We start from the raw sequence: 23732 nt of genomic DNA on the forward strand, positions 1-23732 counted from the left end.
GTCCATTGCGTGCGCCGCACTGCAACCCATCGGGTGCTGTCCGCCACGCGTTTCCGTGCGGATCAAAGTCTATGGCTCTGGACGCGACGCGCCATTCGACACCACGCCGCGCGCATCGCCCATCAGTAAGTGCTGGGCACGCTATGGCGCACCGTTGCGGCAGGCATTGCGGAGGCCACAGCAAACAGCACTCGGTCCCGGGCATCGTTCGTGACCCCGCTCGCGATAGCGACTGGCGTCCGGCCCGGAGCTGTGGTCCGGACGCCGCATCGAGCACCTGTCTGCGCCTGTCTTCCGGTGTCGTAACGGGTGTGGCGCACCGCCAATTGTGCGATCGGTGCACACGCGCGATGTCTCGCACTCTGCCTAATGCGTCCAATAACTGCATGTCAGATGCTGCGCCGTGCACGTTCCCGCATCTCCTCCGGTATGGGCCGCAATACCTGACCGGATACCTGCCTCAATACCTGGAAGGAAACCATGCTCTCAATTGTGCGCGGTATTGATCGCGATGCTTCCTGTGTGGCACTGGTTGCCACTCTGCCGCAACCGGTGCACCTTGTTGTCGCGGTTGACAGCAACCATGTACGCGCCACCGTGGCGCACGCAGTGGCTCGATTCGTTGCGCACGAAACCTGGTCGAAAATTCGTTTCATCGTTGGGCGTGTCGCGCGTTGCGTTGTCTGCACCGAGCCGTGCAGCGGCGTTATGACGCCGACCTCGGTCGATACACGTGTCTCAACGCCGTGCGTCGCAACACACGAAATGCATTGCACGGCATCACCACTTATGACGCCTTCTGCACGCCGACATATGCGCATACCGATCAATCGCTCGGCTCTGCCTAGAACACGTCCGCATGTGACCAGTGCAATCCACAACCATGCATCGAAACCCGTTGTTCGACATACGTCCAGCACTGTCAACAGTGGTATCTGGCTCACAGCGCCGAAGCGCACTAGATCGGACACGGGTGAATCAACTGCGCCCGCAACGCGATACAAGACGGGCGCCGAAGCTGTGTACACGACACGGCGCCAAACTGCGTAATCGACCCAGTTGTCAATCCGTGCCCGTGCCGGTGCATTCACCCCAGCCAACGTGGGGAGTGCACCGGGCCATCCATATCCGCTGGCCAGCGATCGCTCTCACTTGCTGCCGCCCTGACCTGGGCATTTGCAGGCGAACCAGCAGCGAAACCACCAAGCGACACACGTTCCTACCCCCTAGCTGCCCGTCTGGCTGAAGAACCCCGTCCATAGGCGGCATCTATCCGGGGAGGTCAAGTTCGGGGCTCAGGAGGCAGCGCAGCGGCTTCTCCCAGGTCGCAGACAGCGTCTCACCGCAAACGCGCGCTATGGCCCAGCAGCGGGCGGTCGGCCGGAGCATTCAAGAGTGAGGGCGGACGGCTTCCCAAATCTGAGTTCGGTGGAGTTGGGGTGGGTGTTGGAGGTTGGTGGTGGTGTTCGTTCATACTGCGGGGCATGTCACTTGATGCGCTTGTGGCCGAGGCCGGTCAGGTGCTCGGTGACGCGCGCAAGATGTTTGGGCCTGCGCCGGCGGCCGGCGGATGGTCGAGCACACCGGCGCTGAGCGCTGGTAAGGACAGTTTGGCCCAGGCCGGGGGAGTGCTGGCGGGGTGGGGCGGAGCGAGCGCGACGACGCATCTGTCGGCCAGCGGCGGTCGTGTGGTGGCTCTGGACAATGTGATCGGCGCTGATCGAGGAACTGCGCCGGGTTTCACGGGGGCGGCCCAGACCTCTCAGTCTGGTGGTGGCGGGATGGACGACGTCAACGCCGACACGCGTAGGGGAGTGGCTGCGATTGCTCCGAGCACCGACACCCCGGCCGGTAAGACGCAGCTGGTCAATCATCTGCAGTCCCAGCTCGACCGTGCCAAAGCGTTGCTCAAGGTTTCCGAGTCGCGCAACGTGATGCTGGCCAATGCGATTCGCAGCGCTGCAGGAGGCTATGGCGGCGGTATGCCGATGGGTGGCGGTATGGGTGGCCCGATGGGCGGCGGGATGCCCATGGGTGGCGGGGGAATGGGCGGTGGTGGACTACCCGGCCTCGGCGGCGCCGGCCTGATCCCCAACCTCTCCGCCTTCACCCGCAACAGCTCGTCCCGGCGCGGGACTTCATCCTCGTCGGCCTCTGGTTTGAATCTTCGAACGCCGGTGCCGTCAGGCCCGGGCGCCGAAGCGTTCCGCGCCGCGGTACGACACGCCCTCGACATCAAGGGCATCACCAACCCGCGAGCGCGCGCCTACTGGGAAAACGGCATGATGGTCGTCGCCGACCGCGAGTCGGACTTCAACAACCGCGCGGTCAACAACACTGACTCGAACGCCCAGAACGGCGATCCCTCCGCAGGCACTCTGCAGTTCATCAAGGCCACATTCGACGCCTACCACGAACCAGGTACCTCAACCGACCGTAGCGACAACGTCGCTCAAGCTGCGGCCTTCATCAACTACGCGATGGGCCGCTATGGCGTTAATCCCGACGGGCATGACCTGGCCGCCAAGATCCAACAGGCCGACCCGACGAGACCGCCGAAAGGCTACTGACACAACCGATTCATTGTGGTGGTGGTGTTGGTGTTGTTGTGCTGCCGGTTGGGATGCCGTATCGGTCAGTCCACACCAGCCAGCCCCATCCGCGGCTGTGCGCGAAACTGCGTCCGGCGTCGAACTTGTTCTGATTCACCGCGTACCCGACCTCGTAGATCGGCTTCACCTCAATCAGCACCGTGCGGCCATCGCGCAGTTGTGCCACGACATCGGGGTAGTACGGCCTTGCCTGACCGCCCCACTGGTAACGGACACGTACGGGTTGTTCTTGAAATGTTTCCACCAAGGAGCTGTCGTTCAAGATGCGCAACAGCCGCGCCTCGAACCGGCTATCCCAGGCGGCCTCGCGGCCCAGCTTGTCGAGAAATGTTGCGCCGCGTCCTTCTTCATCGATATCTACGCGGCGAGCCGCGCGGCTGGGAATCGGGAAGGGGGACATGGTGGTGTCGGCCGGCCACTCGACGTGACTGAGCCAGCGTTGCAGGTGTGAGGTGGCGTAGGTGTCGGCTACGACCGCTTTGCGCTCAATGCGCTCTAGCTCTCGCAGCCGATGGCGGACTCTCCCGACTCGGGAGCGGACCTCGTTGGCAAGCTGTTTGGTGTCGGACACCCGATGCCCGGCGAGGCGTAATTTCATGACTGCGAAACTCTTTGTCAACGGGCCGGTCTCGGTCGCGCATGCCTCCAGAGCGAGCCGCCGAACAACTGGCTCAACATCTGCGGCGGGACCGTACCGCTCAGTCAACGTATCGCGGGCATTTCTATCCTCCACAGACTTGAGAGCCCGGCCGGCCACTCGCATCACGGAACGGTCGACGAGTTGGCGGACCCGCTCGCGTGAAATCCCATGTTGGTCGCCGATCTCCTGCAAGGTGGCGCGATCCTGGCCGTCTAGGCCGAATCGGGCCGTCAAGATGCTGCGCTCGTAGTCATCGCGGGAGTAGCGGCTCAGCATCGAGGACACCAGCTCGTGGACCGGTGCGACGTCGCAGCCCAGCTCATCGAGCCAGACGCAGAAAGGATCGACGTCACCGGGATGTACCAGCGGCGGTGGAGACAACGGCTGACGGCAGGCCATGGGATCAAACGCTAGCGGTGACTTCCGACATGCGGTGGCCGGTAGAGGTGGTTGGGCGGCAACGGGTCATCCGCGCCTGCATCAACAATCTCGGGTTCGGCTCCACCACCGTCGCACACGGGGCGTGCGCGAGGGCAACTCAGTAACCGGCCGCGTTTCCTGCTCGACGGCGGGTTTGCCAGGCTGTGGGGGAGCGACTCCGAGCACAGCGGTGCGTATGGCTTCGAAATCGCGCCGACGCCATGCGTCGAAAAGTGCAATGGTCGTGACGACCGGGATCGTCAAAGACTGCACGAATTCCGGTCTCGTGTACGCCTGGTGGGCGCGGTCGCCGGGATAGGTCTTGATCTGATGGTTGATGACGAGCGAAACGCCCTCAATCGCAACGTCTGGCCGTAGGGCTGACCAGGTGTCGAGGTGTCTCCGTGCATCTCCAACAAGTTTCTCTGAGGCATTGCCCGACTCGCTTTTGACCTCGACCAGGCGCTGTCGAGCTTGGTAGGTGACGAGTAGGTCAGCGCTTGCAGTGTTCTTGAGGTCGCTGTCGAGGGGAACAGCCGTCATCCCGGCGTCCGTCAGCACTGCCGCGACAGCATCCTCGAGAGATGTGGACCTGCCGTACAACAGGTTGAAACGCACCTCGTCTGCAGCGGAACGGGCTTCCTCGAGTATCTCGTCGAGCTGCTCGCACTGCACCCGGTATTGCTCGTCGAGTTCCGCCCGGGCCGCAGCCGCGGACGTTTCGGCAACAGTCTGCAGGGCAGGATCTTCGCCGAGATTGGCGTGGATTCGGCGTACCGCCGACGGCACGAACTCTGGAATGGCATGCTGCGCCAGCCATTCCAGAACGGTCTTCCAGGACGACAACCAAGGAATGATGTAATGACGGAGCTGCTCATCCGGGGAGATCCACACCGCGGCGACCACTTCCCCGGTTGTCGAGACGAGCAGGGGCTGCAAGGAGCCGTCGGGTTCCACCTTCTGCCCCGGTCCACCGCTTCCGGAGAAGATCATCGTTGCGCTGCGGTCCAGCGTCCACCAGTCCATGGCGAGATCACGTGTGTTGATCAGCCGTAATGCCAGGTCACGATCGGCACGTCCCAAACCTTCGACGATTGCGGGAACGACAACAAGTGGCGTGCGAAAGCCGCCCACTGAACCAAAACCATTCGCAGAGCCTGGAAGGTCGACACGTTCGTCAGCTCCGCCGAAGATGTCCCGGACATTCATCTCCGATGGTGGTCTGGGATGCCCGATCATCGACACCGCCAGTGCGACCTCGTTTCGATGACGTGACCCGGTGATGAACCGTGTCCACTCGGCCGCGCCGCGGTTGAAAACCTGGCTGGGTTCGATCGCGGCAAGCGCTCCGCTGCTGTCCTCACCGATCCACCGTGGTGTCAAACCGAGAGTGCGCCAGTCGAATTGCTCCGAGGTGAGCGTTGGGCGGACCCCTGTGCCGCCGAGGGATTTGTATCGCTTCACGGAGCCGTTGGGTACCTTGTCCCACAGTGCCGGCGGCGGGTAGCCGATATGTATGTCGTACGCCTCAGCCACACGACGAGGGTAACCGCCAGTTCAGACATGCCAGCATGCTTTGCCGCCTACAACGTCGCCGCCGGGCCAAACATCATCGACAGTTCCCAGCGCACCAGGTCGATCCCGTTGCGCACCCGCGGATCGTCGGGATCTAGGCCTTCGGCTACCGCGGCGAGCCGCTCGTCAGCATCCATAACAGGTTCGACGCAGCGTTGGCGCGTTTGGTTCCACTGACCCGGAGCGCTTCCTCAACCCGCCTTCCCCAGCCTGATGCTGCACGCCACCGCATCGAGTTTTCGGTGGAGTTGGGGTGGGTGTTGGAGGTTGGTGGTGGTGTTCGTTCATACTGCGGGGCATGTCACTTGATGCGCTTGTGGCCGAGGCCGGTCAGGTGCTCGGTGACGCGCGCAAGATGTTTGGGCCTGCGCCGGCGGCCGGCGGATGGTCGAGCACACCGGCGCTGAGCGCTGGTAAGGACAGTTTGGCCCAGGCCGGGGGAGTGCTGGCGGGGTGGGGCGGAGCGAGCGCGACGACGCATCTGTCGGCCAGCGGCGGTCGTGTGGTGGCTCTGGACAATGTGATCGGCGCTGATCGAGGAACTGCGCCGGGTTTCACGGGGGCGGCCCAGACCTCTCAGTCTGGTGGTGGCGGGATGGACGACGTCAACGCCGACACGCGTAGGGGAGTGGCTGCGATTGCTCCGAGCACCGACACCCCGGCCGGTAAGACGCAGCTGGTCAATCATCTGCAGTCCCAGCTCGACCGTGCCAAAGCGTTGCTCAAGGTTTCCGAGTCGCGCAACGTGATGCTGGCCAATGCGATTCGCAGCGCTGCAGGAGGCTATGGCGGCGGTATGCCGATGGGTGGCGGTATGGGTGGCCCGATGGGCGGCGGGATGCCCATGGGTGGCGGGGGAATGGGCGGTGGTGGACTACCCGGCCTCGGCGGCGCCGGCCTGATCCCCAACCTCTCCGCCTTCACCCGCGGCGCTGGCTTCAAGAGAAGCGGACCCGGCGGAACATTGGGAGGGCCGGGCACGGCGGCGCTGGCCGGTTCCGGCGGCGGACCTCTGGCCCAGTCAGCGGTCAAAGCAGCGCTGTCCAAACGCGGAACCCCCTACGTATGGGGCGCTAAGGGTCCCAACGTGTTCGACTGCTCCGGGCTCACCCAGTGGGCATGGCGGCAAGCCGGCGTCACACTCGGCCCCGACACCTATAGCCAGGTAAAACAGGGTCTACCCGTGGCCCCCGGTGATGCGCAGGAAGGCGACATCATTTTTCCGAAAGGGTCATGGGGTGACAGGGGGCCAGGCCACGTCATGCTGGCCATTTCGCCTACCCAGGTGGTGCACGCGCCTCAAACCGGCGACGTCGTCAAGGTCGCGCCGATGCCCGCCGATTTCGTTGCTCGTCGTCCCGTCGCTGCCTGAGCCTGGAAGCGGCCCCAACTCAGCTCACCTGACGAGCAGCATCCCTGAGAACCTCGCGCTGGCGGTGAACATCGGCTAGCGCCGACATCGTCTCGTCGAACGCATCGGCCGCGTGCGGAAGGCTCGCGGCAATCACCTTTTCCAACTCCAGCAACATGCGGTCGAGCTCACGCAACGCCGGACCGGTCTCTGGATCATCGTGGCGCAGCATCACCGCGATCGACTTCGTCGCGATGGCTGCTACCGCACTGGCGATCGCCATGGTGTGCACCGTGGTCGACGCAGCACCCGTTGGCGACTGCGCCCCGACATGGGTGTGCACGACCGGCTCAGCCGCGGCTGGTCGCTCTCGACCGGTGTGGCCGGCGGGCGGTTCGTCACGCAGCATCGAGCGCAGGGTGCCGGGCGGCCAGTTCAGGGCAGTTTCCAGTTTGCGTTGGTTGCCCTCGCGGGGAAAGGTGCGCCCCCGTTCCAAGAACGCGGCGGTGTTCAGAGCGACACCTGCTGCCTCAGCCAGATCGCGTTGCGTGGCCATACCCATTTCGAGACGCCGGTCAGCCACAGCCCGGCCCACACGTGCGATCGCCGGGTCAACGCCGTCCGCCTCGTGTTCCGCCTTCGCCATCGCCACTTCCCGCTCGAATGCCTCACAAACTGCTGCTCGCACACTTGTGTCTTGTGAACCACAACTATAGGGCCTGATCAACCATAGAAGGCCAAACACGACCTGGTTTGTAGACATCCGCCCGTAATAGTCAACTAAACTCAACTAATGTTGAGTCAACTCACCCGCAAGGGGCATCCCGCCGCGACGGTCGCACCATCACCGCAGGTCACAGCCCGGACCGCGGCCATGGTCCTCATCGCTGCTGACACACTTGCCCGCGTCCGGCAGCGCTACCAACAATTCGTGGGCGATCCACGCTCAGCGCTGGACCGCCCAACACTGGCCGACAGTGCCGACCGCTTCGCACGAGCACTCGCCAAGGCATTCGACGACGCAGCCGAACAGCTCACGAAGTGCCCGCCCGCAGACCCGGCGGGGGCGGCATCCGCCCTCGCCGCGGCGCACGCCGCCGAATACGCATTTGACCTGGCAGACCAACACGCCCGACGCTCAGCTCGCCGCGGACTATATCCAGGCGGAACCCCGCCGCTCGATGCCCGAGCACTCGACCTCATCGAGGAGGCGCGGGCCAGCCTGGAACTCGCTGCCGAATCGACCGATGCTCACATTCGGCGCAATCACCGCCTCCGCGCACAGGCACTCGTGGCATCCGCCGGAGTCGTGATCCCCGAATTGCTGGAACCGGCCTGGACCGCGATCAGCGACGACCCGGGCCACGTCGAAAGCCGTGCGCAGTTTTGCTCAACAAAGAGCATGTAGAAAATCAACTAAAGGCGTGATATAACAACCATAGTTGACTACACAGGGTCGTCTTTACGCAGAAGGGGTCGACAATGGCGGACACACCGAGCGGCACTCCTCAGACACGCGGCCTGTGCCGCTACGACAATCCCGACAAGTGGTTCCCACGGCACCCCGTGCCACGCGCCCGCGTCATCCGGATCTGCAACAACTGCCCGTTTCAGCCTCAATGCGCCCAGGCCGCCCTCGATCTCGCAGAAACCGACGGCGTCTGGGCAGGCGTCCAGCTCCCGGGTGACCGCGCCGAAGACGGCGACATGGATGAGGCGCGCGAGAAGCTTCGCAAGGTCGCCGCGCGACAGCTCCATCCTCAGGAGTTCAACCGCCGCAACGACATCGCAGCCGCAATGCGCTTCGTCGCCACCGAACAACGCAAGTTCGACCAGGCATGGACCAACGCCCACGCCGAACACACGCGCCGTCGCGCCATTACTGCCGTCGCCGCCGCCCGCAAGGAGCAGATCGGTGCCTGATCGAAAGTTTGAGCAGCACCTCAACACCATGCTGCGCGATGACATCCTGGCTCAACTTCGCACCGCGGCGCAGCCGCGCAGTACCAGCGAGCTGCGAGCCAACGCACCAGCTCAGCCGCTACAGCCTGGTGGAACCGAACACTATCCGCCATTGCAAGAGCGCGTGTACCGAGCTCTGCTCAAACTCCACGCCGACGGAAAGATCATCAAGCATCCCGCCCGTGGCCGCATCGTCACCTGGTCGGCAGCGCGCAGCTGCGACGACGACGAAATCGACCGCCTCGAGGACGCCTTCAACGCTCCCTGCAGCGCCTACGCGCTTCAACTCCTGCTGGGGCGAAAGGGATCACCGTCATGACGTCACGCATGGCTCCCAACGTCGGCGACGAATTGAACGATGAGTACGCAGCCCCCCACGACTCCGCCGCTGGCCCATTGAGCTGGTCCGAAATTGCCTCTACAGGGACCATGACCGCCACCGCGCGTTCCTGCGCGGCTATCGAAGCAAGCGCAGCCGACAGCGCATCCACCTCAGCAGCAAGGGCGCACCGCTCCGCAATGTCAGCGTTGGATGCCGAGGGCAGGGCGAGCCAATCAGCTGCCAGCGGGGTGAACAGCCAGGTGAACCAGGTGAACTCGTGGTCCATCTGGTTCTTCGTACTCGGCATCCTCCTCGGTGTCATCCTCTGCCTTGCAGGGATCTTGACCACCATCCGCCTCCTTGAGGACAGCCGGCCGCCAGTCAGTGGTCAGCAACCGATAGTGGTCACCGAATACCCGCTGCCTCAGCCATTTTCGCCTTCTGACCTACCTGGTCTGATCCGAGGCTGACATGAGCGCCACCATCAGTACACCGAACCCAGGGTCCTGGCTGGGGGTGCTACTGCGCAGGCAACCACACCAAATCATCTACAACCATGGTGCGCCGTACCTGCAGCGGTGGTATCTCATTCCGCGAAACCCGCTGTGCAACATCTATCTGCACCGCTTCGTGGCATCCGACGACCCGACGTGCCACGACCATCCATGGTGGTTCGCATCGCTGATCCTCACTGGCGGCTACACCGAGGTCCAACCCAGTCGGATCACCTCCCGCCGCCCCGGCAGCCTAGCGCTGCACCAGGCCCAGCACCGCCACAGCGTGCGGCTGCCTCGCACTCCTGAGGGAAACGAAATCCCTTGCCTAACTCTCGTCGTCACCGGCCCTCGCGTGCGTGACTGGGGCTTCTGGTGCCCGCTGCGCAACGGCAGCTACCGATTCGTGCCCTGGAGGCAATTCGGCCCCGGCGGTTGTGGAGAAAGCGAGAGTGAGGCACAGCCATGATCCGGCCCTCAGCGAGCATCCAACGCCTCCATGCCATTCCAGCACCCGCCGCTCGAACCGGGCCACACCGTCACACGGTCCACAGCAGTGACGGTGTGAGGCTGTGCGTCTGCGATCACATCCCCGACGGGAATATCGAACACACCGTCGTGCTCCTCCACGGACTGTGCCTGCGAAGGCAGTCCTGGTACCGCCCAGCCCGAGCCCGACGCCGCCCAGGCATCCGCATCATCCAGCCCGACCACCGAGGACACGGCCGGTCCGAGCAGGCGCCGCTACACACCTATACACCAGACCGGCTCGCCCAAGATCTCGCTGAGGTCCTCACCGCTTTGCACGTCACCGGCCCGCTCACCCTCGCCGGGCACTCCATGGGCGGAATGACCGCGTTGAGCTACCTTGCCCGCCCGGTCAGCCAACAACCCGTACGCCCGCAGGGACTCGTCCTTATCGCGACCTCGGCCGGCAGGCTCACCGATCACGGCCTCGGCCGCATGCTCGCTCTGCCCGGCCTCGACACCGCCATCAACCTGGCCCAGCACTTTCCCCAGGCACTCACTGAGCGAGTCATGCGCGCCCTGGCGCAACCACTGTGCGATCTGGTCACCCACGACAAGACGGTTTCCGCGTCACTGGCCGATGCGTTCAGATCCACTCCGACATCAACCACACTGGGGTTCTTGCAATCCCTTAAGACCTACGACCGCCACCACGTGCTGCCCAACATCTGCGCAGCCACCACCGTGATCAGCGGGGGGACAGACCTTCTCACTCCACCCGTCCACTCCGACGCCATGGCCGCGGCTATTCCCGATGTCACGCGCATACACCTGCCCCACGCCGGCCACATGCTGCTGGGTGAGGCCGCCACCACCGTCAGCGACGCAATCCTGCGCACCGCCACCAACCCAGACGTCCAGCTGTACTCGTCCGACCAGGATCAACGAACGGCCATCTCGGCGCCTGCATGACCGGCCCCTCGGTGAAAGGAATCCCATCATGGCCACGACACTCTGCACCGATCAACGTCCGGTCGCGGCTCGACCGCCCGCACCTGCGCCCGACCTCGCCGACAATCTCACTCTCATGCTGACCGCGCGGCGCCGCCGCCACCTGCGCCGCTCCGCCTGGACGACACGATGACCCGGGCACACAAGTATCGCGTGTCCACACTCGATCGCGCCCAGCACAGCGCGCCCCGTCCCACCCTGTCACCGTACTTCCGCGACGACCAGGTGACGCTGTACCACGGCAAGGCGCTCGACGTCGCACGCGAACTGCCCAGTGGCTCAGTGGATTGCATCGTCACCAGCCCGCCATATTTCAACCTCCGCGACTACGGTGCCGAAGGACAGTACGGGCTGGAGTCAACACCAGCGGAATACGTTGCCAACCTTCGAGACCTCTTCAGCGAGCTGCGCCGCGTCCTCACCGACGACGGCACCCTATGGCTCAACCTCGGCGACACCTACAGCACCCGTGCTGACGCTTCAGCTGGGCCAACCTCAGGACGCAGCCGACCCGACGTCATGCCCGGGCGAATCAACACCACCGGCACCATCGGCCGGAAGCAGCTCCTCGGAATCCCCTGGAGGGTGGCCTTCGCGCTCCAGGATGACGGCTGGATCCTGCGCCGAGACATCGTCTGGGAAAAGCCCTGTGCCAAACCCGAAAGTGTCACCGATCGACCGTCATCACGACACGAATATGTCTTCCTGCTCACGAAATCACCGAACTACTGGTTCGACCTCGACGCCATCCGCGAATCTCACGCTGAGACCAGCATTAAAAGGGTAGCCGCCCACCGCTCACCAACAGGACGCGCTGCCCGTGAAGGCAAACCCTATGTCGGAGAAGGGAAGCGGGAAACGATGCGCCTCGACCAAATGAACCACCCCCGAGGTCGCAACCCCGGCGACGTCTGGTCGATCAGCACCATCCCATTCCCACACGCTCATTTCGCCGTCATGCCACCCACACTGGCCCAAAAGTGCGTCATCGCCGGATACAAACCCGGAGGGATCGTCCTCGATCCGTGCAACGGTGCAGGAACAACCGGCCTGGCAGCCCAACGCACCGGGCGCCGATACATCGGCATTGATATCAACGCCGACTACCTCGACCTCTCACTACGCACACGTCTGCGCGACGCCACATTGGACTTCTGCGTCGTCGACTCCGCCGCCGACATGCCCGAACCCAACGGCGATGGCCACGACACAGCCCCCACTCTCTACAGCATCGCAAGCGAAGACGCATCGTGACCAAACCGCCCGACGACGCTCACCACCACTGCCACCGAGCGAATGGACTGACCCTTTCATGCCCCTGACCGCGCTGATACCGCCTCCGTCGCAATGCCGCACATGCGGGCATCCGATCCGCTGGACCTACGCCTATGTGGCCGCACCGGATACCCAACAGGGCATGTCCGCGTCCCGACTCGAAAAGACAGTCCTACCAAGGTGCCCCGGCGGCTGCGGACAGACCGTCAGCGACCACCACGATCCGTGCGACTCCTGCTGGGACCGGTTGCCGACCGAGCTGAAACGCGGCCTACTGCTCTCCCTCACAGGTCTCGACATCAACGCTGCCCGCATCAACGTCGCCGCCTACTTGCATGCCAATCCAGGGCAGACAAGGAACCTAACCGAAAGGACGAATGAATCATGAGCACTCACACCCTCTCTCGACACATCCGTCCACCCCGCACTGTGGGGCGACGTCTTCGGCTCTTCCTGCGACACGACCCTCTCGCGCGCATCTCAAGCCCCAACGACGCGATCACGCTGGCTGATCAAACGCTGACCGGCATCGGCATCACCTACAGGGACACCATCTGGTGGTCGGGCATCGCGCGTACCCCGCTGGCCGCCCTCATCCACACGGCATCCGGGGCCGGTCACGGGCACGGAATCCAATGGGTACTCGACACGGCCCGCCAGCTGCACCTGGCTGACGTGACAGACCCGCTGTGGAACCAGGCTCAGGCATGCTGCAACCGGCCCACCACCACGATGACGCTGCGAACCGCACTTGCTCAGCTGCGGACTCTGCCGGTCGAGCATCGTCGCCACATCACCGCGTTGTTGGTCGAGGCCGCGGCCTGCCTACAGCAGAGCCGATGACCTCATCTCGCGCCGGATGCCGACATCTGTCACCTCGACCGGCGGCAAGGAGGCCGCGATGAGCGCCGTCAACCCTCGCGCGGCGGCGGCCCGAGCTCGCCGTAAAGCCCTTGCCGAGCAGGGATGGCGGAACTTCTGCGCCGCGCTGGGCTACCCAGATCCCGACACCATCACCCAGGAGAGGACAATATGGCAGGAAAGCGACGCACAGGTCCGGGCCAAGATCAGCCCGATCTGTTCAGCATCCTCGACGGGGAAGGTGGCAGTGACCAGCCCGGAGATACGCCAGATCGTGGACAACATCTACAGCCAGCACCTCCAACTACCCCAGAACTGGACCGCCGGCCAGCGCGAGAAGTTCCTGGAGAACGAGGCTTCGCGGATCAGCCTGCAGATCGCGGACCTAGCAGCCCAAATGGGGGAGCAGGCCGTTCAACACTGGCAGAACCAGAACGGTCACCCGCCGGACTATCTGACCAAAGTCGGGCTGCTGAACAACGCCCGGTCGCAGGCGATGGAAACAGTGCTCAACAACGAACTCTACGAACAGATTCCCCAGACCGAGGACCCCAACGATCTCGAAGCACCGACGACCGAGACACTGGCTCGCAGCCAGGTGCCCTGGGATCAGCGCTGGACGAGCCCCCGGTATCGCAGCGAGCCCAGCGAGCAGATCGAGGACCTGGCCGCGGCGATTTGGCCGGCCCCGGATTTCTCGGCGGTGTTTCGGATCAAGGCGCAGTATCTGCTGGCGGCCCGCGCCGAGGACCAGCTTCCGCTGCCCACCCATCAGCACGACCCGCTGGCCGCGACACTGGCCGACCTGGTCTACAACGATCTGCGCCACGACGGCCTGCCAGAGCGCTAGCCCAACCCTCACTTTTCGACGAGGTCGTCGACCAACCCACCGACCCACGCACGATCGACCCCGGCGGCCACGAACTTCCGCCACCGCAACAACCGGCCGAGCCCGTCCCCACGCCAACGGTCTCGGCCGACCCCGACCAGCCGCAGCAGGATGTCGACCAGACCGCGCCCGGGCCGACAGCCCCCACCACACCGACGGCGGCATACCGAACCCCGACCGACTTTCCCGCCAGCACCGACACGCTAGTCCCCTCCGGAGCGAAGGCACGCGTCCGCGCCAACATCACCGCGATCGAGCTGCTCGAGAAGCTGCGCGAAGCCGACCGACCCGCAACCACCGACGAGCAGGCAGTCCTTGCCGCATGGTCGGGATGGGGAGCGGTGCCAGCAGTGTTCGACCACCGCAACGACACCTTCGCCGACCAACGTCAACGCCTCCACGACCTACTCACCCCCGATCAGTACCGCCAGGCCGAAGCCTCGGTACTCAACGCCCACTACACCGATCCCGCTCTGGCTCAGATCATCTGGCAAGCAGTGCGGCGTGCCGGATTCTCCGGTGGCCGGGTCCTCGAACCCGGATGCGGCAGCGGCACATTCATCAGCCACGCACCCGAAGACGCGGTCATGGTCGGAGTCGAGAACGACGCGATCACCGCGGCGATCGCTGCCCATCTGTATCCCTCGGCCCAGATCCGACATGAAGGGTTCGAAGCCACACGCGTCCCCGAGAACAGCTTCGCCGCGGTCATCGGCAACGTCCCCTTCGGCCAGTACGTCATCGCGGACCCCAGCCACAATCCTCAACGCCTGACCGTCCATAACCACTTCATCGTGAAATCGTTGGCCCTGACCGCCCCTGGTGGATACGTCGCGGTCCTCACCAGCCGCTACACCCTCGATGCCACCAAAGACACCGCCCGCAGCGCCATCGCCGGATACGGCGACCTCATCGGAGCAGTTCGACTGCCGTCCAAGGCATTTAGCCGAGTCGCCGGAACCGACGTGGTCACCGATCTGCTCATCTTGCGCCGCCGCGACCCGCAACAGCCCGTGCCCGATGTGGTCCCAGAGTGGGTTACCACCACCGCACCCATGCTCGACGACGAAGGCGAGCCCACCGACCTGTTCATCAACAGCTACTACGCCGCCCACCCCGGTCACGTACTGGGCAGTATGCGGATCGGTCGAGGCCTCAACGGCTCACCCAGCCTCGCCGTCGGCGGCGAAACCGGGCCCGCGCTGGCGCAGCAGCTTGACCAATGCCTGACCGAAATCATCGATGACGCCATCGACAGCAGCCGCGGCCTCACCGCCACCGTCGGCGACCTCACCGTCGTCTCTGCCGAAACCTTCGACCCGGGCCTGATCACCGCCGCCGACCGTGGCGACGAGACGCCCCTCTACACCCTGCGCTACAACCCCGAGACCAAGAGAATCGACTACTGGTCAGGCCACGCCTGGGAGCCAAACAAGACCCCGAAGTCTCGACTGGGCGAGACCCGTGAACTGATCGCCCTCCGCGACGTCGCCACCAGCCTCATTCACTCCCAACGCGACGGCCGCCCGCAAGCCGAGCGTGACCAACTGCGCGGCCACCTCAACACGCTCTACGACAACTACGTGCGCCGGCACGGTCCGATCAACCGATTCACGTGGGTCCACCCGAAAGAGATCACCCAGGCGCGTCACGATGAAAAACTCGCCGCCACCGAGGCCCGATGGCGGGAAAAGGAAGGACAACCCGGCGCCCCGTACCGTGGCCCAATCCCCGACGAGCTACTCGCACAATGGGACAGCGCCGCCTGGGAAGCCCCCGCTCCCTACAAGAAACGGTCCCATCTAGACGGAGGCATGCGCCACGACCCCGGGTGGGCCATCGTGTGCGCGCTGGAGGACTTCGACGAAGACACCGGGCTGGCCCGCAAATCCCCGATCTTCTCCACGGACCTGCTCACCCCAGCCCCCGAACGAATCCATGCTGATACGCCCGAAGATGCACTGGCGATGAGCCTGGACCGCAACCTGCGGGTCGATCTCGACTACATCGCCGAGCTGCTCGAAGTTCCCGTCGATGACGCCCGCGACCTGCTCGACGGACTGGTATATCCCAGCCTCGACGACCCCGACGAGTTGATCCCCGCTGTCACCGCCCTATCCGGCAACGTGCGTCGCAAGCACACCGAAGCTGCGCTCGCGGCTGAGCACAACCCGGTGTATCGCCGCTATGCAGAGGTGCTGCGCGATCTGGTCCCACCCGACCGCACGGCCGACCAGATCAAGGTACGACCCGGAGCACCGTGGGTCGACGCACGTTACATCGCTCAGTTCGCCGAGGAAACCTTCGGGATAACCGATGTGATCGCCGAGCACCTCGGCGGCCGCTGGACCGTCGATGTCGCCAAGTACAAGCGCCACGGCCGGCTCATGACCGAGACCTGGGGACTGGACCGTGATCGCTGCGACGCGGTGAGTCTGCTCGAAGCCCTCTGCAACTCCCGCAGCATCGTTCTGCACACCGATGAAGGTGTGCTCGACACCCAGGCGACCTTCGCCGCACAGGCCAAGTGCGACAAGATCACCGAAGAGTTCCAAAAGTGGATCTTCAACGACCCACAACGCACCGAGGTTCTCGTCGCCGAATACAACGAGCGATTCAACTCGTTGCGAGCGCCCAGCTACGACGGCTCCAAACTGCAGCTACCCGGATTGTCGGATCACTTCACGCCGCACTTCTACCAGCGCAACGCTGTCGCGCGCATCATCGCCGAGCCCGCCACTCTTCTCGATCACGTTGTGGGGGCCGGGAAAACAGGCACCATGCTGATGGCTGCGATGGAGCTGCGCCGGCTCGGCTTGGTCCGTCAACCATGGATCGTGGTGCCCAACCACATCGTCGAGCAGGTCGGCCGGGAAGCCAACCAGTGGTACCCCGCAGCGCGGGTGCTTCTCGGGTCGGCCGCCACCACCGCAGAAGGACGTCGCCGGTTCATCGCCCAATCAGCTTCCAGCGATTGGGATCTGGTCATCATTCCGCAATCCGCGTTCACGGCGATCCGCGTGAACGCGGGTGTAGTGCGAGACTACGTAGAAGAGCAACTCGACGATCTTCGCGCGCAACTGGCCACCGCAGATTCTGACCGGACCGTCAAGCGCATCGAGCTCGCCATCAAACAGACCCAGGAGCGGCTGCAACGGCTCGTTGATCAGGCCCGCAAAGATCAAGGTCTGGGCTTTGAGAACTGCGGATGCGACTACCTGTTCATCGACGAAGCCCACATGTACAAAAACAAGGCCCGCGTCTGCAACATCGAAGAGTTGTCCTGCCCCACGTCCAGCCAACGTGCAGAGGACCTCACCCTCAAACTGAGGATACTTCGGCAACGGCGGCGCGACGAGGCCCGCGCTGCCGGCATCCCCGAGGACAAGGTCGTCGAGCGAGTCGCCACCTTGCCAACCGGAACGCCGATCGCCAACTCACTGGGGGAGTTGTGGGTGATGCAGAGCTACCTGCGCCCCGACCTCATGCGCGACGCAGGTGTTGAAGACTTGGGCGACTGGGGCGCGGCCTTTACCACCACCGTCACGACCGTCGAAGTCAACGCCACCGGAACCAAGCTGCGGCCCGTCACCCGGGTCGGCAAGTTCACCAATCTGCCCGAACTTCTGGCATTGTCGTCGGCCTACACCGACGTCGTCACCCGCGACATGGTGCCGGTGAGATTGCCGGCCCTGCGCACCGGGCAGCGCCAAATCGTCAGCCTGCAACCCGACATCCAGGTCAGCGACTTCATCGCCGATCTGGGTTACCGAGCCGACCACCTCGACGCCCGGCAGGCTCACCGCGACAACACCCTCAAGATCGCCAACGATGGCCGAAATGTGTCGCTCGATCCACGGCTGGCGCACCTTCCCAAGCCCGCCTACAGCCGCGCCGAAGCCGTGTCCGACCGCATCATGGGCGTCCACACCCGGCTGGCCGACCGCGTCTACCACGACATGGACACCGGAGAACCACTCGACCGCACCGGCCCGTTGCAGATCGTGTTCTGCGACCGTGGCACACCGTCTAAAGACCCCAACCAGTTCACCATCTACCAGGCCATCAAAGACGAACTCATCGCACGCGGGATGCCGGCCTCAGCGATCAGATTCGTTCATGAAGCACGCAAACCCAGCGAACTGAAAGCGCTTTTCGCCCAATGCAATCGCGGCGAGGTGTCGGTCTTGATAGGAAGCACTGAGAAGATGGGCACGGGCACCAACGTGCAAGCACGAGCTGCGGCTCTGCACCACGTCGACGTTCCCTGGCGGCCATGCGACCTCGAACAACGCGAGGGGCGAATCATCCGCCAAGGCAACCAGAACGAAGAAGTGGACATCTTCAACTACGTCACCGAGGGAACTTACGACACCGTGATGTGGCAGAAAGTACAAGCCAAATCGCTGTTCATCGAACAGATGCGCCGCAAAGAGGTCGTCGACCTCGAAATCGAAGACCTCAGCGGCGGCGACATCGGCTCGGCTGCCGCCGAGACCAAGGCGATCGCCACCGGCGACCCCCGCTACATCCGGCAGGTCGAACTCGACGACGAGGTGCGCCGCCTTAGCTCCCTCGAACGCGCACATCACGATTCAGTACGGCAACGCGACTGGAGAGTCAGAGAACTGGAACGCTCAATTCCCCATCAGCACAACCAGATCGAAAAGCTCGACCCACACGTCGCCGACGTCGAACAGCATATCGCCAACGAAACGCCACTCAAGATTGCGATCGACGGGAAGACGTACAGCGACCGAGCCAACCAGGCCGGCGCCGTGTCGTCAGCGTGCCGCCAGGCCTACCACCGGCTCAAAGAGGGCGCCTCCCGCTTCGAGCCGATCGGCATCACGATCAACGGTGTGGAGGTGCTTGGTTCGCGCTCGCTCATGCACGACATGCTGATCCTGCGGCTGGCGGTACCCTCACGCACGTCCGACATCAAGAGCCACGATCTATTGGACACTGCCTCATCGGGGGAGACCGGCGCCGCCAAGGCACGCGGACTGGTCAAGCGTATCGAGAACCTCTACAGCGGACTGCCCGCCCATCGCGCCAACCTGCAGGCCAACCTCGACAGCGACCAACGCCAACTCGATGATCTGCAGGCCAACCCACCCGCACCGTTCGAACACGGCGACCAACTCGACGCCAAAAAAGCCGAACTCGCGGCACTCACACTGGAGCTACGACTGGCAGCCGACAGCCCCGAAGGCAGGGAGAAGGCCCGCGCCGCCGACGAACGCATGATGATGCGCGGCCGCAAACCGGGATGGAGCCTGCTGCTGAACCCGACGCCGGCGGTACTGGAGGAAACCGGCTGCCCCACCGCCGATGTGCTGCGCCGCAAGATTGCCGTACGTGAGCGAATGGCGATCGCTGACCACCATCGTGATCTCGACGACGGCACACCCGGCCACGAACACGAGCTCTAACCACAGGATGCCAATGCGGCGCTACTTGTAGCGCCGCGGCACCAGCACCGCCTACCTTCTATCGCATGCACCCCCACGTCGGGCACCGCGCCGCAGACCGCGACCAACGCGGAGCTCGGGTAGGGGAGGAGGGCCACCTGGCTACCGTGACGCTGCTGGCCGATGTGCGGCACCGTCGCGCCCGAACGCGTCACCCTCAGCGCACTCCGCGCCGAGGGCCAAATGTGCTCTCAGCGTGGCTGTTACAGTTCCTGGCGTCCACGATGGACCACGGATGCATCGTGCGCACCAGCATGGCATCACTATCAACGTGGGCTGAACTCATGAGCGCGGTAGACGAGTCCGACGACATCGCCGACCGCGACGGTGGCCCCCGAATTGACGTAACTCCCGTCGAGAGCGCCCAGTTCGCGGCGATCGAGCACACCCACCAGTTACTGACTGACCTGAATGCCCGTCCCCGCCTCGATATCGAAGTCGCGTGCAACACCGACAGCCTTACCCTGACGCTGCGCGGCATCCTTGCTGACCCGGTGATGACGCCGCACATCGCCGACTCCATCACCGGCACGCTGCAGGCCAATGCCGGCCAACACCACTGGTATCTCGACGCGACCGACTCGGGAAGCCTGCGCTGGGAACTCGCTGCCGCCTACAGCGCGATGCTCCCGTAGCCGGCGGTCGCCGCGCCCATGACGGCCGCGGCCTGCGCCGCCGCCGCTTGCGCCTGCTCGATCACATCGCGTGCCTCAGATGCCTTGGCGTCCAAGAAACTGGCCAACTGTTGACGGCCCGCTGGGGTGTCCAGAGACGGTTGCAAGGCCGCCATACCCGCTTCAACATCAGCCTGGATAGTGCGCAGGCGCTCCTGGGCGGTTCGAGCGAACTGCCCAGCATCCCGCATCCCCCTGCCTAACTGCTTGTCCAGTTCGCCTCGATGGCGCGCCGTCTGCACCAGCGCAGCGTCGGCAGCCTTCGCCTCATCAGCGGCGTTGCCCGACCACCCCATGGTATGCGTCTGCCACGGAGGCGACTGGGGTTCCCGCGCACTACCGGGCGGCATCCAGATCCCCGGTGCGATCTCCGTCCAATGCAAGCCCGGTCCGAGGGCTTCGGGGTCCTGCACGACCGGCATCGGATGTGGAGCGTCCCCGGTGCCGTGAAGGTTGTCCAGCGTGCTGCGGGGCATCGATCCGCCACCCGAGGGCGGAGCTACCGACTGCGGTGGGGGAGGCCGATACGGTTCGGCGGGTGGCTGTAAGCCCCCGTTGTCCGGCCCATCTGGTAGCAACGGGGCAGGCTGGCCCGGCCCCGACTGCCGAACACCGGTCAACGTGGCCAACGTCGCCGTTAGGTCCTGAGCCAAGCGATCCAGAACGCTCACAACTCAACGATAACGGCACGCGGCCGCGCCGCCGAGACCGTTTCACCATCCCGGGCCAGGCGCCGTAGACGACGTTCCCGAACGCACACCACCTGCAAATGCTCAACAGGCTGGTATCGCCGCCAGTACATTGACGATTCACCGCAACGCAGCACCCAGAAGGAGTCCCCGTGTCGCTGAAAGAAGACCTGGAGAAATATGTTGCGGAAACCCACAAGAACCAGTGGAAAACCCGCGACGGAACCCAGGTCCCAGACACCGACGACCTATCGCTGTCCAACGATGCCGTGAAACTCGAAGCCACCGTGCTATATGCCGACCTCGGCGGATCGACCCAGATGGTGAAGAACTACGACGACTGGTTCGCGGCCGAAATCTACAAGAACTACCTTTACTGCGCCGCCCGGATCATCCGATACCAAGGCGGTGTCATCACGGCCTACGACGGGGACCGCATCATGGCCGTCTTCATCGGGGATTCCAAGAACACGAACGCGGCCAAATGTGGCCTCAGAATCAACTACGCGGTTATCGAAATACTCCGGCCGGCCATCAAGAAGCAATACCCCAACAGCACCTTCAACCTCAAACAACGGGTCGGGATCGACACCTCAGACTTGTTCATAGCTCGCACCGGAATCAGGGGGAGCAACGATCTCGTATGGGTCGGGAATGCCGCCAACAATGCCGCCAAGATGGCCGCGCTGTCCACGGACTACCCGACGTACATCAGCGCGGACGTCTACTCCATGCTCAACGACTCATCCAAGTACGGTGGCGACCCCAAGCAGAACATGTGGACCCCTCTCGGCTCACGTGCACTCGGATACGACATCTACGGATCGACCTATTGGTGGAGCTTCTGACGCCGGCTGAGCAGCGGTCCGGTGCCTTGGTTGGAACGCTGATGCATGAAACGGCGATTGATCGTGCTGGTATGACCCGAATGCCCATCCGGGTCAGAGGGCACTGTCGCCCGATCGGTTGGGCGGATTGATCCGGTATTGCAGCCAGTTGGCGGCGTTGTCGATGGCCGATCCGTAGCGTGCGTCGACAGTAGTAAGTCTCTCGGCGATCAAGGCCGGGTCTACGAGCCGTTCTTGGAGGAGGGCGTCGACAAAGTCGCGGTCTTTTGGCCGGAATGCGCAGAGCTTGGCGACACACAGATCCTCTTTGTCCAGGCACCAGCCGATGTATTGGGGCTGTCCAGACGGCGCGGCGGTGTTGGCGTTTTGGACCTTGACCAGTCGTTCGCGCCAGCGGTCGGGGAGTGCCGCGGTGGTGAGGTCAACGCCGTCGATGCTGAACCCGTGGAGCTGCTCGAACGGCGAGAGCTCACCGGCAACGCCAACGATCAGATCGGCCAGTTCCATGGTGACGTTGTTGTCATCGGTGATGGGCAGTATGTCGACTTTCATTGAGCGAGTGGCCAGTTCTGGCAGTTCGTATTCCGGGTAGGTGCCGAGGATCGCCTGGGACCCGATCACAATGACCTCGTCCTGATTGGTGATCTGGCAGGCGGTGCGAATCGCGTGCTCCAACTGATCGCGACGCATCAAACGACCTTCCGGAGGGCTTCACGACGTTCCTCGTCGGGAAGAAGACCGCCCATGGGTGTGACCTCACGCATCTCGATGTCCTGGCGGTCGAGGCCAGTCAGTGCGCGACGCAATGCGGGCACATCGTTGGTTTCAACGATGCGTTCCCAGCGGTCAAGGTTGGCCAGGTGAGGCTGCCCGCGGACCCCGGTTCGCAGCCGTGTGATATTCGCAAGAATCGTTGGCCCCCAATTGGTTAGCGACACTGGGGTCAGGTGTGTGGCGAGCTGCCGGTGCACTGCCCAGGAGCGATGCTCCGAGCGCGTGAGGTTGGGGTTGACGGCTCGGCGGGTGATTTCGAGGCGGTAGCCCATGCAGGCGAGGAGGCGAGCCAGTTGGTCATCGCTGCAGTCGATCTTGCCGGCCAGGATCTGGCTGATGCTGGGTTGACGGACTCCGCTGAGCCGGGCGAGTTCGGATTGGGTCATGCCTGTATCCCTCATGACCTCGTCGAGGACCTCACGCGCTCGCATACTGCGATTATAGCACCCCATGCTATATGCCAGGGCGCTGTGGGGCTCGTCCGATTCAAGTGGATGAGCACCAACATATGGTGATCCGGCGGAACTGGCCGGTTCAGGATTGCTCGACCAGGATCGTGCTCGACGCGTTTCGGGAATGACCATCCGGACGACGTAATGCGCTGTATCGCTAGCCATTCGAGGCGTAGTCGATCATCCTCAACGACCCGATTTGTCGCGGGGCAAGGGCGTACGTAAAACGTCACTTGACGGTTTCGTCGATCTGGGCCTGGTTCGACATGCGCGCTCACGCTGTGAATACTTCGAACATATGAGCGAGTGGAAGCTGAGGCATACCCGCCGGGGCTGGGTGGAGCCCGGGCCGCCGGAATATTGCCGCAACGGCCATCCGCTGAGGCCCGGTGCCTATCAGGTCGGAAGCCAGGCGTGCCAGTGCGGGACTATCCATCGGGTATTCCACTGCGACGTATGCGCCGATCGGATGTACCGCAATCGGTGTCCGATCCGGGAAATGGTGAGAGTGGACCGGCGCTGTGAACTGGGAACTCTCATCTAGTCGCGGAAGACTCGACGCCATTTTTCCGTGAAGACATGAGAGTGCCGGAGATAATCCGGAGAAACATGAGAGTGTCGGACACCCGAGCGCAGCCGCTACGGACCGCAGTGGTGGCGGCCTCGTTGAGCGCAGCCATCGTGCGAACGGCCCATCCCCGCCCGATTGGTGCCCATCTCGTCGACGATCTCTAGTTCCGGACTCAATCCACGCCTGGTGTTGTTGCGCGGGCCGTTAGGGCTACACGACGCTGAACTCTAGATGAGTTATCTGTAGGTCAGAGCGGGGGTGTACTCCACTGTCGCTGACGGTGGATTCTTGGTTGGTGCGGTCCGGGGGGGTACAGGCTTATCTGTAGGCATGTACTTGATGGTGTTTCAGTGATCGAACTTGGGCTGAT

At 63.8% G+C, this 23732-nt stretch carries 22 protein-coding genes; 15 read left to right on the top strand and 7 right to left on the bottom strand.

Annotation, left to right across the window (positions count from 1 at the left end; genetic code table 11):
- Nucleotides 1–1484: 1484 nt before the first annotated feature.
- Nucleotides 1485–2570, top strand: a complete 1086-nt coding sequence (locus K6L26_RS31825) for a transglycosylase SLT domain-containing protein (RefSeq protein WP_245008791.1) — start codon at nucleotides 1485–1487, stop codon at nucleotides 2568–2570.
- A gap of 10 nt (nucleotides 2571–2580) precedes the next feature.
- On the opposite strand, the gene K6L26_RS30675 is transcribed toward K6L26_RS31825, so the two are convergent.
- From K6L26_RS30675 to K6L26_RS31940, 3 genes are all read right to left on the bottom strand, one after another.
- Nucleotides 2581–3528 carry a TnsA endonuclease N-terminal domain-containing protein gene (locus K6L26_RS30675; RefSeq protein ID WP_221853503.1) on the bottom strand — a complete coding sequence of 316 codons (948 nt, stop codon included), beginning with the start codon at nucleotides 3526–3528 and terminating at the stop codon, nucleotides 2581–2583.
- A gap of 204 nt (nucleotides 3529–3732) precedes the next feature.
- On the bottom strand, nucleotides 3733–4881 hold the full coding sequence (locus tag K6L26_RS30680) for a hypothetical protein (RefSeq protein WP_221853504.1): 1149 nt from the start codon (nucleotides 4879–4881) through the stop codon (nucleotides 3733–3735).
- A 374-nt stretch (nucleotides 4882–5255) separates the two neighbouring features.
- Nucleotides 5256–5384, bottom strand: coding sequence for a hypothetical protein (locus K6L26_RS31940; protein WP_264077646.1), 129 nt, complete (start codon nucleotides 5382–5384; stop codon nucleotides 5256–5258).
- 161 nt (nucleotides 5385–5545) lie between these two features.
- Here K6L26_RS31940 and K6L26_RS30685 point away from each other — a divergent pair, with 161 nt between their 5' ends.
- Complete coding sequence (locus K6L26_RS30685) at nucleotides 5546–6619, top strand: C40 family peptidase (RefSeq protein WP_245008792.1); 1074 nt, start codon at nucleotides 5546–5548, stop codon at nucleotides 6617–6619.
- A gap of 19 nt (nucleotides 6620–6638) precedes the next feature.
- Here K6L26_RS30685 and K6L26_RS30690 read toward each other — a convergent pair whose 3' ends face one another.
- Nucleotides 6639–7244, bottom strand: coding sequence for a helix-turn-helix domain-containing protein (locus K6L26_RS30690; RefSeq protein WP_221853505.1), 606 nt, complete (start codon nucleotides 7242–7244; stop codon nucleotides 6639–6641).
- Between the two features lie 147 nt (nucleotides 7245–7391).
- Here K6L26_RS30690 and K6L26_RS30695 point away from each other — a divergent pair, with 147 nt between their 5' ends.
- The 12 genes from K6L26_RS30695 to K6L26_RS30750 all read left to right on the top strand — a co-directional run bounded on the left by K6L26_RS30695 (nucleotide 7392) and on the right by K6L26_RS30750 (nucleotide 19989).
- On the top strand, nucleotides 7392–8006 hold the full coding sequence (locus tag K6L26_RS30695) for a hypothetical protein (RefSeq protein WP_221853506.1): 615 nt from the start codon (nucleotides 7392–7394) through the stop codon (nucleotides 8004–8006).
- A gap of 74 nt (nucleotides 8007–8080) precedes the next feature.
- The gene (locus tag K6L26_RS30700; RefSeq protein WP_221853507.1) at nucleotides 8081–8521 is read left to right on the top strand and encodes a WhiB family transcriptional regulator; all 441 of its coding nucleotides are present in this window, start codon (nucleotides 8081–8083) and stop codon (nucleotides 8519–8521) included.
- Nucleotides 8514–8879 carry a hypothetical protein gene (locus K6L26_RS30705; RefSeq protein WP_221853508.1) on the top strand — a complete coding sequence of 122 codons (366 nt, stop codon included), beginning with the start codon at nucleotides 8514–8516 and terminating at the stop codon, nucleotides 8877–8879. Before K6L26_RS30700 ends, K6L26_RS30705 begins: the two co-directional genes overlap by 8 nt.
- Complete coding sequence (locus tag K6L26_RS30710; RefSeq protein WP_221853509.1) at nucleotides 8876–9352, top strand: hypothetical protein; 477 nt, start codon at nucleotides 8876–8878, stop codon at nucleotides 9350–9352. The genes K6L26_RS30705 and K6L26_RS30710 overlap by 4 nt, the downstream gene beginning before the upstream one ends.
- A gap of 1 nt (nucleotide 9353) precedes the next feature.
- Nucleotides 9354–9845, top strand: a complete 492-nt coding sequence (locus K6L26_RS30715) for a hypothetical protein (RefSeq protein WP_221853510.1) — start codon at nucleotides 9354–9356, stop codon at nucleotides 9843–9845.
- Nucleotides 9846–9940: 95 nt separating this feature from the next.
- Nucleotides 9941–10816 (top strand): alpha/beta fold hydrolase, encoded by an 876-nt coding sequence (locus K6L26_RS30720; RefSeq protein WP_221853511.1) that lies wholly within the window; start codon nucleotides 9941–9943, stop codon nucleotides 10814–10816.
- Nucleotides 10817–10844: 28 nt separating this feature from the next.
- Nucleotides 10845–10988: a hypothetical protein gene (locus K6L26_RS30725; protein ID WP_221853512.1), complete on the top strand. Its 144-nt coding sequence runs from the start codon at nucleotides 10845–10847 to the stop codon at nucleotides 10986–10988.
- Nucleotides 10989–11053: 65 nt separating this feature from the next.
- Entirely contained in the window at nucleotides 11054–12109 is a 1056-nt protein-coding gene (locus K6L26_RS30730) for a DNA-methyltransferase (protein ID WP_435405377.1), read from the top strand.
- Nucleotides 12110–12514: 405 nt separating this feature from the next.
- A complete protein-coding gene (locus K6L26_RS30735) occupies nucleotides 12515–12973 on the top strand; it encodes a hypothetical protein (RefSeq protein WP_221853514.1) in 459 nt (152 codons plus the stop codon).
- A 16-nt stretch (nucleotides 12974–12989) separates the two neighbouring features.
- Complete coding sequence (locus K6L26_RS30740) at nucleotides 12990–13841, top strand: hypothetical protein (protein ID WP_245008794.1); 852 nt, start codon at nucleotides 12990–12992, stop codon at nucleotides 13839–13841.
- Nucleotides 13842–14221: 380 nt separating this feature from the next.
- Nucleotides 14222–19315 carry a helicase-like domain-containing protein gene (locus tag K6L26_RS30745; RefSeq protein ID WP_245008795.1) on the top strand — a complete coding sequence of 1698 codons (5094 nt, stop codon included), beginning with the start codon at nucleotides 14222–14224 and terminating at the stop codon, nucleotides 19313–19315.
- Nucleotides 19316–19638: 323 nt separating this feature from the next.
- On the top strand, nucleotides 19639–19989 hold the full coding sequence (locus K6L26_RS30750) for a hypothetical protein (protein WP_221853515.1): 351 nt from the start codon (nucleotides 19639–19641) through the stop codon (nucleotides 19987–19989).
- Here K6L26_RS30750 and K6L26_RS30755 read toward each other — a convergent pair.
- Nucleotides 19968–20504: a DUF4226 domain-containing protein gene (locus K6L26_RS30755; protein ID WP_066904292.1), complete on the bottom strand. Its 537-nt coding sequence runs from the start codon at nucleotides 20502–20504 to the stop codon at nucleotides 19968–19970. The genes K6L26_RS30750 and K6L26_RS30755 overlap by 22 nt on opposite strands.
- Before the next feature lie 365 nt (nucleotides 20505–20869).
- On the opposite strand from K6L26_RS30755, the gene K6L26_RS30760 reads away from it, so the two are divergent.
- Entirely contained in the window at nucleotides 20870–21565 is a 696-nt protein-coding gene (locus tag K6L26_RS30760; RefSeq protein WP_066904296.1) for an adenylate/guanylate cyclase domain-containing protein, read from the top strand.
- 93 nt (nucleotides 21566–21658) lie between these two features.
- On the opposite strand, the gene K6L26_RS30765 is transcribed toward K6L26_RS30760, so the two are convergent.
- Both K6L26_RS30765 and K6L26_RS30770 read right to left on the bottom strand, forming a co-directional pair.
- Nucleotides 21659–22255, bottom strand: a complete 597-nt coding sequence (locus tag K6L26_RS30765) for a DUF6036 family nucleotidyltransferase (RefSeq protein ID WP_221853516.1) — start codon at nucleotides 22253–22255, stop codon at nucleotides 21659–21661.
- A complete protein-coding gene (locus tag K6L26_RS30770) occupies nucleotides 22255–22791 on the bottom strand; it encodes an XRE family transcriptional regulator (RefSeq protein ID WP_342394422.1) in 537 nt (178 codons plus the stop codon). The genes K6L26_RS30765 and K6L26_RS30770 overlap by 1 nt, the downstream gene beginning before the upstream one ends.
- Nucleotides 22792–23732 lie beyond the last annotated feature (941 nt).

The organism is Mycobacterium farcinogenes, assembly GCF_019739075.1.
Taxonomy (GTDB): Bacteria; Actinomycetota; Actinomycetes; order Mycobacteriales; family Mycobacteriaceae; genus Mycobacterium; species Mycobacterium senegalense.

What these genes read in the sequence shown, in the direction of transcription:
- K6L26_RS30695 (WP_221853506.1), top strand. Translation starts at nt 7,392, where the DNA reads ATGTTGAGTCAACTCACCCGCAAGGGGCATCCCGCCGCGACGGTCGCA.
- K6L26_RS30680 (WP_221853504.1), bottom strand. Translation starts at nt 4,881, where the DNA reads ATGAATGTCCGGGACATCTTCGGCGGAGCTGACGAACGTGTCGACCTT.
- K6L26_RS30700 (WP_221853507.1), top strand. Translation starts at nt 8,081, where the DNA reads ATGGCGGACACACCGAGCGGCACTCCTCAGACACGCGGCCTGTGCCGC.
- K6L26_RS31940 (WP_264077646.1), bottom strand. Translation starts at nt 5,384, where the DNA reads ATGGATGCTGACGAGCGGCTCGCCGCGGTAGCCGAAGGCCTAGATCCC.
- K6L26_RS30735 (WP_221853514.1), top strand. Translation starts at nt 12,515, where the DNA reads ATGAGCACTCACACCCTCTCTCGACACATCCGTCCACCCCGCACTGTG.
- K6L26_RS30710 (WP_221853509.1), top strand. Translation starts at nt 8,876, where the DNA reads ATGACGTCACGCATGGCTCCCAACGTCGGCGACGAATTGAACGATGAG.
- K6L26_RS30690 (WP_221853505.1), bottom strand. Translation starts at nt 7,244, where the DNA reads ATGGCGAAGGCGGAACACGAGGCGGACGGCGTTGACCCGGCGATCGCA.
- K6L26_RS30765 (WP_221853516.1), bottom strand. Translation starts at nt 22,255, where the DNA reads ATGCGTCGCGATCAGTTGGAGCACGCGATTCGCACCGCCTGCCAGATC.
- K6L26_RS30675 (WP_221853503.1), bottom strand. Translation starts at nt 3,528, where the DNA reads ATGCTGAGCCGCTACTCCCGCGATGACTACGAGCGCAGCATCTTGACG.
- K6L26_RS30685 (WP_245008792.1), top strand. Translation starts at nt 5,546, where the DNA reads ATGTCACTTGATGCGCTTGTGGCCGAGGCCGGTCAGGTGCTCGGTGAC.
- K6L26_RS30750 (WP_221853515.1), top strand. Translation starts at nt 19,639, where the DNA reads ATGAGCGCGGTAGACGAGTCCGACGACATCGCCGACCGCGACGGTGGC.
- K6L26_RS30740 (WP_245008794.1), top strand. Translation starts at nt 12,990, where the DNA reads ATGCCGACATCTGTCACCTCGACCGGCGGCAAGGAGGCCGCGATGAGC.
- K6L26_RS30755 (WP_066904292.1), bottom strand. Translation starts at nt 20,504, where the DNA reads ATGCCCCGCAGCACGCTGGACAACCTTCACGGCACCGGGGACGCTCCA.
- K6L26_RS30715 (WP_221853510.1), top strand. Translation starts at nt 9,354, where the DNA reads ATGAGCGCCACCATCAGTACACCGAACCCAGGGTCCTGGCTGGGGGTG.
- K6L26_RS31825 (WP_245008791.1), top strand. Translation starts at nt 1,485, where the DNA reads ATGTCACTTGATGCGCTTGTGGCCGAGGCCGGTCAGGTGCTCGGTGAC.
- K6L26_RS30725 (WP_221853512.1), top strand. Translation starts at nt 10,845, where the DNA reads ATGGCCACGACACTCTGCACCGATCAACGTCCGGTCGCGGCTCGACCG.
- K6L26_RS30770 (WP_342394422.1), bottom strand. Translation starts at nt 22,791, where the DNA reads ATGGGGTGCTATAATCGCAGTATGCGAGCGCGTGAGGTCCTCGACGAG.